The 12678-nt window shown below is 61.2% G+C and carries 7 protein-coding genes; 5 read left to right on the forward strand and 2 right to left on the reverse strand.

Annotated elements, in window-relative coordinates; all coding sequences use genetic code 11:
• The first annotated feature begins 137 nt into the window (after positions 1 to 137).
• Positions 138 to 3578 (forward strand): PQQ-dependent sugar dehydrogenase, encoded by a 3441-nt coding sequence (locus NI000_RS33895; RefSeq protein ID WP_253415741.1) that lies wholly within the window; start codon positions 138 to 140, stop codon positions 3576 to 3578.
• 105 nt (positions 3579 to 3683) lie between these two features.
• Here the strand turns inward: NI000_RS33895 and NI000_RS33900 are convergent, their stop codons facing one another.
• Positions 3684 to 4118 (reverse strand): MarR family winged helix-turn-helix transcriptional regulator, encoded by a 435-nt coding sequence (locus NI000_RS33900; RefSeq protein ID WP_253415743.1) that lies wholly within the window; start codon positions 4116 to 4118, stop codon positions 3684 to 3686.
• A gap of 233 nt (positions 4119 to 4351) precedes the next feature.
• Between NI000_RS33900 and NI000_RS33905 the strand changes: the two genes are divergently transcribed.
• The 4 genes from NI000_RS33905 (at position 4352) to NI000_RS33920 (ending at position 11684) form a co-directional block, all read left to right on the forward strand.
• Positions 4352 to 8905 carry a DEAD/DEAH box helicase gene (locus NI000_RS33905; RefSeq protein ID WP_253415797.1) on the forward strand — a complete coding sequence of 1518 codons (4554 nt, stop codon included), beginning with the start codon at positions 4352 to 4354 and terminating at the stop codon, positions 8903 to 8905.
• A gap of 28 nt (positions 8906 to 8933) precedes the next feature.
• Positions 8934 to 9146 (forward strand): hypothetical protein, encoded by a 213-nt coding sequence (locus NI000_RS33910; RefSeq protein ID WP_253415744.1) that lies wholly within the window; start codon positions 8934 to 8936, stop codon positions 9144 to 9146.
• 133 nt (positions 9147 to 9279) lie between these two features.
• Positions 9280 to 10650, forward strand: coding sequence for a dicarboxylate/amino acid:cation symporter (locus NI000_RS33915; RefSeq protein ID WP_253415746.1), 1371 nt, complete (start codon positions 9280 to 9282; stop codon positions 10648 to 10650).
• Between the two features lie 152 nt (positions 10651 to 10802).
• The gene (locus tag NI000_RS33920; protein WP_253415747.1) at positions 10803 to 11684 is read left to right on the forward strand and encodes a DinB family protein; all 882 of its coding nucleotides are present in this window, start codon (positions 10803 to 10805) and stop codon (positions 11682 to 11684) included.
• On the opposite strand, the gene NI000_RS33925 is transcribed toward NI000_RS33920, so the two are convergent.
• On the reverse strand, positions 11681 to 12478 hold the full coding sequence (locus NI000_RS33925) for an HAD-IIA family hydrolase (protein WP_253415749.1): 798 nt from the start codon (positions 12476 to 12478) through the stop codon (positions 11681 to 11683). The genes NI000_RS33920 and NI000_RS33925 overlap by 4 nt on opposite strands.
• Between the last annotated feature and the right edge of the window lie 200 nt (positions 12479 to 12678).

Here is a 12678-nt window from a genome sequence, read left to right on the forward strand (position 1 = left end):
AGGTTGCCGTCTCTTTTTTCATTGTAGGGGAAAGCAGGAAGCCGATAGCGCTTATGAAGGGAGGTGGGGGAAACCGAAGGCTGCGGCTTGTACGCCTTATTTTTTTCAAAATTCTTGGAAGGGAGCATGATTTGAGGATGAAGATCAAAGCGGCAAAAGCATTAGGGATTTCCGTGCTGCTCGCGCTGCAGCTCCTGGTGCCCGCTCAAGGGTTCGGGCAGGAGGCGCGGCAAGACAGCCCGGAAACGGGGAACTCGAACATTCCGGCAACGACTACCTCCGCCGTCTACGGCAGTGGAAGCATCGGAGCGCTGGCAGCCGTCCCCAGTCCGTGGTCGAACAAGGATATCGGGTCACCGGCGCTGGCAGGCAGCGCGGACTTCAATGCCGGTACGGGCGTGTATACGGTTAAGGGAGCGGGCAAGGACATCTGGGGTACCTCCGACCAATTCCACTACGTGTACCGGCCGTTAACCGGCAACGGCGCGATCATAGCGCAAGTGACGGGGCAAGGCAATACCGACGACTTCGCGAAGGCGGGCCTGATGATCCGCGAGACGCTCGATGCGAACGCGAAGCACGTCGATATCGCCGCGGTTCCGTCCGGCCTGTATACGTTCCAGTACCGGAACGATGTGGGCGGGGCGACGACCAGCGTGAAGACGAATGCAACGAGTCCGTCGTGGCTGAAGCTTGAGCGTGACGGCAATACGTTCAAAGGCTCTTATTCCACGGACGGATCGACCTGGACGGAAGTAAGCCAGACAAGCGTCGCGATGGGAAGCGGCGTTTATGTCGGCTTAGCCGTTTCGAGCCATAACGTTTCGAAACTGAACACAGCCACTTTTACCAACGTAAGCCTTGGCGGATCGGATACGACGGCGCCTTCCGTCCCGACGGGCTTGACTTCGCCGGGCCAAACCGAAACGACCGTGGACTTGTCATGGACTGGTTCGACGGACAATGTCGGGGTTACAGGCTACGACGTGTTCCAGGACGGGACCTTGATCGGAAGCCCGCTTGGCACCTCGTATTCCGTCGTAGGGCTGACGCCAGGAACGGCGTACAGCTTTACGGTCAAGGCGAAGGATGCCGCTGGAAACTCGTCGGCTGCCAGCAGCCCGCTCAGCGTGACGACTAAGGCCGATACGACGGCTCCGACCGAGCCGACGAACGTAGCTGCGGCCGGCAAGACGGATACGACCGTGACGTTGACCTGGACCGCCTCGACGGATAACGTCGCCGTGACCGCTTACGACATCTACCGCGACGGGACGCTCGTTAAGGCTGATGTCACCGATACGTCGTACACGGTAACGGGGCTGACCGCAAGCACGGCTTATTCGTTTACGGTCAAGGCCAAGGATGCCGCGGGCAACCAATCGGCCGCCAGCTCGCCATTATCGGTCAAGACGAACGCTCCGGGTCCGGGTGAAGTTCCGGCTCCGTGGCAGTCGAAGGATATCGGTTCCCCGGCCGTAGCCGGCAGCGCTCAGTACGATGCGAATACCGATGTGTTCACCGTATCCGGTGCAGGCAAAGATATTTGGAGCACGTCGGACCAATTCCGCTATGTGTACCGGCCTTGGAGCGGCGACGGGACGATCGTTGCCTTGATCAGCTCTCAAACGAATACGGACGGCTGGGCGAAAGCGGGAGTGATGATCCGCGAGAACCTGAATGCCGACGCGAAGCATGCCGACCTGCTCCTGTCCCCGTCCAACGGCTTTACGTTCCAGTACCGGACTGCGGCGGGAGGAACGACGGAATCGGTCAAACAAGCGTCTTCGAGCCCGGCTTGGGTGAAGCTGCAGCGGACCGGCAACGTGATCAAAGGCTTTGTCTCCAATAACGGCATGAACTGGGGAGACATCGGCAGCGTAACGGTCGGCATGGGGACGGATGTATACTTCGGTCTGGCGGTCACCAGCCATGACGTGAACACGGCCAGCACGGCTACGATAAGCAAAGTGACCGTCAACGCGTCGGGAGACGTCTACCCGCCGACGGCTCCGACCAATGTGGCTGTGGACAGCAAAACGGACACCAGCGTAGGCCTGACGTGGCTTGCCTCGGTGGACGATATCGGCGTCACCGGCTATGACGTTTACCGGGACGGCCAGCTTGCCGGCAGCACGACGACGGCAACATCCTTTAAGGTGACGGGCCTCAAGGCAAGCACGACGTACAGCTTTACCGTGAAAGCGAAAGATGCGGCAGGACGGGTATCGGAGGCCAGCACACCGCTCAGCGTAACGACAGCGGCACAGCCGGATACGCAAAGCCCGACGGCTCCTTCCAATTTGACCAGTCCCGGCAAAACCTCCTCCTCCGTTTCCTTGGCCTGGACGGCGTCGACGGACAATGTGGGCGTGTTCAAATATGAGGTGTACAAAGACGGGACACTGGTGGACAGCCCGACCGGCACAACCTTTACCGTCAGCGGCCTCAAGGCGAGCACGACGTACAGCTTCACCGTAAAAGCGAGAGATTTGGCGGGTAACGTATCGGCCGCCAGCAATACGCTTTCCGTGAAGACTTCGGCGACTTCTACCGATCCGTATACGCTGCAGGTCGTAGCGGATAATCTGGAGGTTCCGTGGGCGTTGGCGTTTGCTCCGGACGGACGGATTTTCTTCACCGAGCGCAACAGCGGCCGCGTTCGCGTGGTCGTCAACGGCCAGGTGCGCAGCACGCCGGTCATTACGCTCGGAGCGCCTTTCTACTACCAGCCGAAAAGCGAAGGCGGGCTGCTGGGGATTGCGCTGGATCCGAATTTTGAGACCAACCATTATATGTACTTGTATCATACTTACAAGGATTCCAATAATACTGTGAAAAATCGTCTGGTCCGCCTGATCGAGAACAACAATACGGCGAAGCTCGACAAAGTGCTGCTCGACAAGCTGCCCGGCGCGGTCTATCACAACGGCGGACGGCTCAAGGTCGGCCCGGATAACAAGTTGTATTTCAGCAACGGCAATTACGGCAAAACGGACGATACGCTGACGTACTTGGGAGGGAAAATTTTCAGGTTGAACCTGGACGGCACGATTCCGAGCGATAACCCGTTCGGAGCCAGCTCGCCGGTGTATACGCGAGGCCACCGCAATCCGCAAGGGCTGGCCTGGCAGCCGGGGACGAACCGGCTCTTCTCTTCGGAGCACGGGGAAGCCGCCAAGGACGAAATTAACTATATCGTGCCCGGAGCCAACTACGGATGGCCGGATTACGAAGGCGATAACCAGAACAAGCCGGGCATCACGCCGCCGCTTATCCACAGCGGCAATACAAGATGGGCGCCGTCAGGCATCACCTTCGTTACCGACGGACCGTGGAAAGGCGACCTGCTCGTATCCAACCTTGTCGGGAAGCAGATTATCCGCATGCAGGTGAAAGAGGAGAACGGCAAGCCGGTGATCGGCAACCTGAGCTACCTGTATAAAAACACCTACGGCCGGATCCGTGAGGTCATCGAAGCTCCAGACCGTTCGATCTACATTATTACAAGCAACAACGGCGACAAGAACGGCGACGGCACCCCGGATAAATTGATAAGACTGATACCGAATTTTTAAGCGCACAGATCATAAAGAGGACCGCTCCGACGATCTTGCCTCCAATGTGGTTAGGCTGTGTCTAACCATTAGGGGGCAGTTCATCGGGGCGGTCCCTTCTATGTTTTACTCGGACATTTTATGGGCAATTTTCTCGAAGCTTTGCAGGAACGGCTCCAGCTCCTGCGGCTCCAGATAGGACAAGTAGGTGTTGATCACTTCCGAGCGGAGCGCCCGGATACGGAGCAGCGCCTCGCGCGCCTGCTCGGTCGCTTCCAGAAGCACGACGCGCCTGTCGTTCTCGTCGTGCTTCCGGTGCACGAACCCGTTCTGCACCAGTCGGTCGATCATGACGGTAATCGCGCTCGGCGTCACTTCCATCCGTTGGGCCAGCCGGCCGACTTGGCACGGCTCGCATTTGACGATCGTATACAGCATCATGATCTGCGGCCCTGTCAAATTCAGATCGGCAGGCAATGCCAATCCCGGTCCGAGTTTTTGGAACATTGTAAAAAACGCTTTTTCAAACCGCTCGATCGCGTGATCCATAGGATCAGCCATGCTTTTCAGCTCCTCGTTTCGAAATAATCCGATATTTAAAGTGTTAATAGGTTAGATTTAATTTATTCGAATGAATCGTAGCACCGAGTTGAACATGTGTCAATGGAAGACAGCGGCCCGGACGGCGGGGAAGACGGAATTTCGCTTGGATGTGCCGGCGCTTGTTTTTTGGTATGATACCGATATCGAACGTACATTTGGGAAGAAACTTAGGGGAAGAAGGGGAAACGAACATGGATGCGGAGTCGCCAATCGGGTTTCATCCGCTGCTGGCCGCCTGGTTCGGGCAGACGTTCGGGGAGCCGACGGAGGTGCAGCTGCGGGCGTGGGAGTCGATCGGATCGGGCGCTCATACCTTGATTGCCGCGCCGACGGGATCGGGCAAGACGCTTGCGGCGCTGCTGCCCTGCTTGGACCGGATTGTGACCGGCAAGGCGGCGGACGGACCGGTCCGGGGAGTAAAGCTGCTGTATGTCACGCCGCTCAAGGCGCTGAACAACGATATTCACCATCATGTTGTCGGCTTTATCGATCAATTGGAGCGGACCGCGGCGGAGACCGGCCTGCCGTGGCCGGGACTGACCGTCGGCGTCCGTACGGGCGATACGACGCAGAGCACCCGTGCGTCGATGCTGCGGCAGCCGCCGGACGTGCTCGTGACGACACCCGAGTCATTGTATATTTTGCTGACGTCTCTGAAAGGCAGAGACATGCTGCGGACCATTCGCCATGTGATTGTAGACGAGATTCATGATCTGGCCGAGGGAGCCAGAGGGCTGCATTTGTCGGTGACGCTGGAGCGTCTCGTCGCCTGGTGCGGACGTTCCCCACAGCGCATTGGCGTGTCGGCGACGCAAAAGCCGATTGAGCGGGTCGCCCGTTTTCTCGGAGGCTGGGAGCCTGCGGAGACGGGGGAAGCGAACGGCGAGGCCATGGCGGAAGGGAGCGGGTCGGATGAAGCTCAAGCCGGATTGGACGATACTGTAGTGGGTATATTCGTAGAAGCCGGTAATGGTACGATTGCGGACGCCCCCATGCGGCCTCGTCCGGTGAACATTGTGGAGAGCCGGATGCACAAGGCGCTTCAGCTTGCGGTCACGATGCCGGAGCAAACGTTCATTACGCAGGACAAGCAGGAAGCCGTCTGGGGGCCGGTCACCGAACGCCTCGTGAAGCTCATGGAAGGAAGCCGGTCCGTGCTGATCTTCGCCAACAACCGGAGGCTTTGCGAGCGGCTGACGCTGCGGCTGAACGACCATGTCGGCTACGAAATGGCCCGCTCGCATCACGGCAGCGTCTCCCGGGAGCAGCGGCTTGAGGTGGAGCGCGCGCTCAAGGCGGGCGAGCTTCGCTGCCTCGTGGCAACGTCTTCGCTGGAGCTGGGTATCGACGTCGGCCACATCGATCTGGTCGTACAGATCGATTCGCCGAAGAGCGCAGCCGCGGGAATTCAGCGCATCGGCCGGGCCGGTCACAGCGTCGGCGGGGTCAGCCGGGGGGTCATTTTGGCGCGCAGCCGCGGCCAACTGCCGGAATGCGCGGTGCTGGCCCGCCGCGTGCTGGAGCGCGATATCGAGGAAATCCGCATCCCGGTGCAGTCGCTGGACATCTTGTGCCAGCAAATCGCGGCGATCGTAGCGGGAGGCGATTGGACGATCGACGAGCTGGCTCGCGTGCTGGCTGGCAGCTATGGGTACCGGGATTTTCCGCGTCAGAGGCTATTGGACGTGCTGCAGGTGTTGTCCGGTTACTACCCGTTCGTTCGTCCTCTCCTGGACTGGGACCGCGACACAGGCGTACTGTCCCGCCGCGGGGTAACGGCCATGGCCGCCATTATGGGGGCCGGCACGATTCCCCAGAGCAGCGCGTACCCGGTGCATCATGCGGACAGTCGCGTGCACATCGGCGAGCTGGACGAGGAGTATATTCACGAAAGCCGGGTCGGCGACGTGTTCCAGCTCGGAACGTCGTCTTGGAAAATTCAATCGATCAAAAACGACCGGGTGTACGTCGTCGAAGCGGGCAACCGGTTCAGCGAGATTCCATTTTGGCGGGGCGAAGGGCAGGGGCGCACGTATGAGATGTCGCAGGACATCGGGCGGTTCATGGACGAGCTGGAGCGCGGGCTGGAACGGGAGGAGCCGCATGGCACGCTGGACTGGCTGATCCGGGATTATGGGCTGGACGCCGGAGCCGCGGGCGAGCTGATTGCGCTGGTTCGGTCGCAGAAGGCCGTGTCGGCGGTGCCGACGCACCGCCGCATCGTCATCGAGCGGTTCCGCGACGAGCTGAAGCAGTGGCATGCCATCGTGCACAGCACATTCGGCCGGACGTTCAACCGAACGTGGCTACTGGCGCTTCGGCAGCATGGGGAGGAGCGTTTCCCCGTGCGGCTGTTCGCGAATGCCAAGGACAACGGCATTCATTTCGTCTTGTCCGGCGCCGACGAGGGAATGGCCGCAAGCTTCGTGGCGATGCTTCGCGGCGTGACGTCCGTCCGGCTCGAAGCGCTGCTGCGCGAAGCGGTTCCGTCTTCGCCGCAGTTCGGGTCGGCGTTTCGCCGTCTGGCCGAGACGTCGCTGCTGCTGTCGCGAAGCTTTACGCGCACCCCGGCGTGGAAGAAGCGGCTGCGCAGCGAGGAGCTGCTGCGGGAATCGCTGCCGTACGCCGAGCGCTTTCCTTTTCTCGGCGAGGCGATGCGCATTTGCCTGCAGGAGGAGCTGGACATGCCGCGGGTGCGGGAGGCGCTGGAGCAGATTGAGGCCGGAGCGCTCGAGGTGAACGTGCGCGAGAGCCTGTTTCCTTCGCCGCTGGCCGCGGCGTTTCTGACCGAGTTCATGGGCGCCCAAATTTACGAGTCCGACGCCGTCGGCAAAGATATTCAACTGCAGCTGCTCGGCTTGGAGCGGGCGCAAGCCGGGCGGCTGTTCGGCGAGAGCCCGGTGCTGGCCGCGGGGCAGCCGGACCGGGGCGCTGCGGAGGAGGAGCCGTGGCCGGCTTCCGCCCCGCTGGAGCTGGAGCAGCCGGAGACGCTGCTGCGCCTCCTGAAGCAGCGAGGCGACCGGACTGCTGCGGAGATGTCGAGGCTAGCCGCCGATAGCGGCGCTGACGAGGCGCAGCTGCAGGCGGAGGACGGGAGCGGCCCGAGTTCGGCAGAACCTGCGGGCGTGCCGCGAGCGGAAGAGATCGGCAAGCTGCTCCGCCGATTGGAAGAGGAAGGAAAAGTGCGTCTGATCGAAATCGGCGGAGAAGAGCGCTGGATCTGTTCCGACGAAGCGGATACGTATGCGCGGTTTCCGGACGATCCGTTGGCCGCTCGGTTTGTGCTGACCCGTTATATGGAGCACCGCGTGTCGTTTACGGCGGAAGAGCTTGCCGCCCGGTACGGCGCGGCTTTGCCGCTTATCGACGACCTTGTAGGGCAGTGGGCCGCGGATGGGACGATCGAACCGGCCTTTGGCGGAAGCGAAGCCGGACCGCGGACGTGGGTGAGCCGCGAAACGGCGGAGCGCCGGATCCGCAGAGCCGAACGGGCGCTGCGCGAGCAGGCCGAGCCGGTCGATCCGGTCCGGTACTGCCGGTTCTTGATGGCCGCGCAGCATATCTTGCCCGGCAGCCGCCTCAGCGGGGAAGAGGGGCTCCTGGACGCGATCGGCAAGCTGCAAGGCTGGTTTTTGCCGCTGCCGGAATGGGAGGCGTCGGTGTTTCCTTTGCGCTTGACCGATTACCGCAAAGAAACGCTCGACCGGCTGTGCGCGGCGGGCGAGGTGATCTGGATCGGGCGTAAGGAAGCGGGAGAGAAGGAAGGCCGGGTCGCCTTCTTTCTGGCGGAAGCGAAGGAGCTTTACGCCCCCCTGCTCAAGCGGGGAGCGGTCTCGAAGCACGAGCCGCTGCTGGCGCTGCTCCGGCGCAAGGGCGCTAGCTTCCTGTCGGCGCTCAGCCGCGAAACGGGAAGCGTCCCGTCGGAGCTGACGGCGGATTTGATCGAACTGGCTTGGGAGGGGCTCGTCTCCAACGACCAGTTTGCGCCGCTGCGGATGAATGGAAGCGGCAGGAAGTCTACTTCCAAAACTGCCGCCAAATTCCAATCCGGCCTTGGCCGCTGGTATGCGCTGGAGACGCTGGCGGAGGAGCAGCCGGGCGGAGGCGACTCGCTCGGCGCTTGGGTGAAGCAAACGCTGGACGGCAGCGCGCTGCTTACGCGGGACCTCGCCGGTACGCTGCTGCCGTGGTCCTGGGACGACGTGTACGGCTCGTTGAAGCAGTTGGAGCTGTGGGGGATGCTGACCCGCGGCTTCTGGGTCCGAGATATTGCGGCGATGCAGTTTTCCGCGCCGGAGACGGTAGGGCGTCTCCGGGAGGCGGTCTGGGAAGCGGGAGGCGGCGAAACGGTGCTGCTTCCGGCCGCCGATCCCGCCAATCCGTTCGGATTGACGGTGAGATGGCCGGCCGCGCCGGGTGTCGCTTTTGCCCGCAAGCCGGGTAACGATCTCGTCTTCCGCGGCGGCCGCTGGGTGTTGTGGTGCGAAAATAACGGCAGGCGCATGCACACGCTACACGCGCTGGCCGGCGTGCCGGAAGAGGAATGGCTGCCGGAGGAAGAGCGGCTGCAGATGCTTCGGGCCGTGCTGCAATCGGTTTTGAAGAAGCCGGGCGTCCGCAAAGTGGTCATCGATACGTGGAACGGGGAGCCGGTGCTGGACACGCCTGCTGCCGGTATGCTGCGGCAGCTCGGAGCGGAGGCCGACCGCGCTTCGCTCGTCCTGTGGCCGAGCTCGTTGCGATAAATTTTGCTTTTGGGAAAGGATGAACCGGATGAGAAGCATAGAAGAGCGGTTAAACGAATATAAAGAAAGGGCGGCCTCCGTTAGCCGGGAATCCGGCGAGGCGGCTCAAGCCTTCGCTCTGGAGCTGATCGGAGAGATCGAGAGGCTGGCGGGCGAAAACAAGCGGCTGCGCAAAGCGCTCGCCCAGTCGGCGGACCGGCGGTACGAATCGACGAAATTAAGGGACGCCTTAAGAGAATAGCAGGTTTATGCCTCCGGATGGCCCGCGAAATAAATAATTTAGCAATAAAATACTTATTGACAGCCGCCGAAAATGGGCATAGAATACCTAGTAAACGAGTAGGGATTATTAGGATATACTCTCAAGGAGGCGCATGATTGTGAATTCCCTATACATTGCCAGTTGGGCTGTGGCTGTCGTAGTCCTGCTGTTGCTATTTTTCGCGGCCAAGAAAAAGGTGGGTTTCGGGACGCGTGTATTAATCGCCATGGTGCTCGGCGTAGTCGTCGGGGCGGCGTTCGGTAAAGAGGCGACAGATCTCGGAACGATCGGTTCCATCTACGTCAACCTGATCAAAATGATCGTTATGCCGCTTGTCATCGCAACGATTATTTCGAGCATTACGTCCGTATCCGATCCGAATATGCTTCGAAAGGTCGGAACGAAAACGATCGCATTGTTCCTGATCACGACCGGTATCGCGGCGGCCATCGGTGTCGTCGTTGCGGTGATCATCGATCCGGGCGCTGGCATTCCTTACGTGCAGGATGTCAAATTCGCCGCCAGAGAAATTCCGTCGTTCCTGAAAGTATTTATGGATCTCGTACCGGCAAACCCGGTGAACGAGATGGCTACCGGCAAGGTCGTGCCGGTGATCGTATTCGCCATGTTCGTCGCGGTCGCCATTACGATCGAAGGCAACCGCAAGCCGGAATCGGTCCGGCCGATCAAAGAAGTGATTCAATCGTTCGCCGTCGTGATGTTCCGCGTGACGAAGCTGATCATCCGCCTGACGCCTTACGGCGTGTTCGGACTGATGGCGGCGATGGCTGCAAAATACGGCCTCGCTTCGCTGCTGCCGATGGGCAAAGTGGTCATTGCCGTTTACATCGCTTGCTTGCTGCACTTCGTTCTGACTTACGGCTTTCTGGTCACGTTCGTGGCGCGGGTCAATCCGATCCGCTTCCTGAAAAAGATTTATCCCGTGCTGGCCGTCGCTTTTACGACGCGGAGCAGCTATGCGACGCTGCCGGTTAACCTGGAGGTTATCACGAAGCGGCTTAAAGTATCCGACCGGATCGCCAGCTTCGTCGCTCCGCTGGGCGCTACGATCAACATGAACGGTTGCGGCGGTTTGTATCCGGCAATTGTCGCGATCTTTGTCGCCAAAGTATTCGGCATCGATCTGACGATCACGCATTACCTGCTCATCGTCGGCTCGGCGATGATCGCTTCCATCGGCGTGGCCGGGGTGCCCGGACCGGCTTCGATCTCGACGACGGTCGTGCTGGCCAGCGTCGGTCTTCCGATCGAAGGGATGGCGATGGTGCTTGGCATCGACGCGATTCTCGATATGGCCCGGACCGCCATCAACGCAACGGGTACGACCGTCAGCTCCCTTGTCGTCGCCGTAACGGAGAAAGAATTCAACCGTGAGGCGTTCAACAACGAAGCGGACGAAGAGCTCGAAAACTACGACGTGTCTTCGCGCAACGGCGGGTCCAAAACCGTGGTCGCCGGTTGATACGAACGGAAATAAAATAGTCTCTGCCAATGCCAAACACCGCTCTTTCGCAAAGGGCGGTGTTTGTTCGTTTCCGACGTTTCGCTGGACCGCTATGCTCTATGGTAAAATAGGGCTGACTCAGCTTCAGTTTCTGCAAAGGGGGAAGGCGAATGGAGACTAGCGTGGGTCAAGCGAACCTTCTGCTGCGCGTGCCGGAGGTGACGGCGGCGCTGCGCTTTTACGAGCAGACGCTCGGCTGGGAGCGCCTGGAGCTGTGCGCAGCAGCGGGCTACGCGCTACTGCGTCAGCCCGGCGGCGATGCAGCGCTGCTCGCCGCGGAAGGCACGGCGGCGGAAGCGCTCCGCCGCCTGCAGGCTCCGGCATGCCGGGAGCTGTCGCCCGGCGGCCGGTTTTATGTGCCAGCGCCGCCCGGCGAGGCGCTGGAGCGGCTCCAGCAGCGCGCCGCGGAGGCCGGCGGGCGCTGGTTGGACGAGACGGAGCCGGGCTGCTGGCGGACCGTCACGATTACGACGCCGGAGGGCTATCGCGCGGCGTACTGGCAGGAGCTGTTTCCGAGCGACGAGGAAACACTCGCTTTGTTCGCAGCGGGGCCGGACCGGCTGGAGGCCGCGCTGGCGGGGCTTGGCGAGGCCGCCGGGCTCGATCTGGCCCGGGCGCCCGGCACATGGAGCATCCGCGAGCAGGTGCTCCATGTGGTGGATCTGGAGCTTGCGGCGCTGCACAAGCTCAAGTTCGCTTTGGCCGGGCCGGAGCGCGGACGCGCCTACAACGGCAACGGCTTCTCGCAGGACGCGTGGGCCGCAGGCATGCGTTACGCTTCGCGGCCGGTCCGCGCCGAGGTCGCGCTGTTTCGGCTGCTGCGCGAGCACGTGCTCAGTGTATGCGAGCATACGCCGGGAGCGCTGGCACGCAGCGTTATCGCCTCCGGCAGGGAGGAGACGGCCGGCCGCCTGATGAAAATGATGGCCGGCCACGCGAACGTCCACATTCGCCGGATCGGCGAAATCCGGAAGCGGCACGGCATCGATTAGCCGAGGCTTTCCGCCAGCTCTATCAGATGCGTGCAGATCCGCTCGGGACGCACGCCCGATCGGGCTATCTGCTCGTCCACATTCGAGGCGTTGGCCAGTCCGGTTAGCACAAGCGCCGTCCGGCAGCCTGCGTCGGCTCCGCCGCGGATATCGGTGTTCAAGTTGTCCCCGACCGTCCAAATCTCCGAAGGGGCTAGTCCCAGCTTGGCGACGGCGTAGCGCATAATGATCGACGAAGGCTTCCCGATCACAACGGGCGGCGTTTCGCTTGCCCGTTCGATCGAAGCCGCGATGGAGCCCGCTCCCGGCGTCAGCTCGCCGTTCCACGGCAGCAGGTGATCGGGATTCGTCAGGATGTACGGGGCTCCGCCGCGGATGTGGCGGACGGCCGCAAGCAGCTTGCCGTAATGGAACGCACGATCGATGCCTTGCACGACCGCAGTGACCGTTTCCTCCGGAGCGTCCTCCGCGATCGGCTCGAAGCCGCCGTCCTTCAGGGCCGCTCTCAACCCCTCCTCGCCGATACACAGCACGCGTCCGTTCCCGGCGCCGGTTTCCCGCAAATACATCACGGCCGCTTGCGAGGACGTGAGCACTTCCTCCGGCCTGGCTTCAATTCCGGTCTTGATGAGGTGCGCCGCAACCTGCTCCGGGGTTCTCGACGAATTGTTGGTCACATATAAGAACGGGTGCCCTTTCTCCCGCAGCCAGCGGATAAAATCCGCCGCATAAGGGATCGGACGGTCCCCATGGTACAGCGTCCCGTCCAAATCCAGCAAAAATCCATGTCTCATGATCCGATTCTCCATTCTTTCGATGCGTGCCGCACGGGTCCGCTCGTTGCTGCGTTGTCCGCTTCATTATACCGCGCATTGCTCTCCAAGGCGAACGTGTCGCTTTATCCGCCTGTGCCCTAATAACCAAAAAGCCGGCATCCTAAGATGCCAGCTTCAGGCAGTTGAGAAAGAGGTTTTTGACCGAAATACAGAAACGG

It is taken from the genome of Paenibacillus tyrphae (assembly GCF_024158745.1).
Lineage (GTDB): Bacteria > Bacillota > Bacilli > Paenibacillales > NBRC-103111 > Paenibacillus_G > Paenibacillus_G tyrfis_A.

Coding starts and splice junctions, on each gene's coding strand:
- NI000_RS33925 (WP_253415749.1), bottom strand. CDS start 12,478: ATGAGACATGGATTTTTGCTGGATTTGGACGGGACGCTGTACCATGGG.
- NI000_RS33920 (WP_253415747.1), top strand. CDS start 10,803: ATGGAGACTAGCGTGGGTCAAGCGAACCTTCTGCTGCGCGTGCCGGAG.
- NI000_RS33910 (WP_253415744.1), top strand. CDS start 8,934: ATGAGAAGCATAGAAGAGCGGTTAAACGAATATAAAGAAAGGGCGGCC.
- NI000_RS33915 (WP_253415746.1), top strand. CDS start 9,280: ATGATTGTGAATTCCCTATACATTGCCAGTTGGGCTGTGGCTGTCGTA.
- NI000_RS33895 (WP_253415741.1), top strand. CDS start 138: ATGAAGATCAAAGCGGCAAAAGCATTAGGGATTTCCGTGCTGCTCGCG.
- NI000_RS33900 (WP_253415743.1), bottom strand. CDS start 4,118: ATGGCTGATCCTATGGATCACGCGATCGAGCGGTTTGAAAAAGCGTTT.
- NI000_RS33905 (WP_253415797.1), top strand. CDS start 4,352: ATGGATGCGGAGTCGCCAATCGGGTTTCATCCGCTGCTGGCCGCCTGG.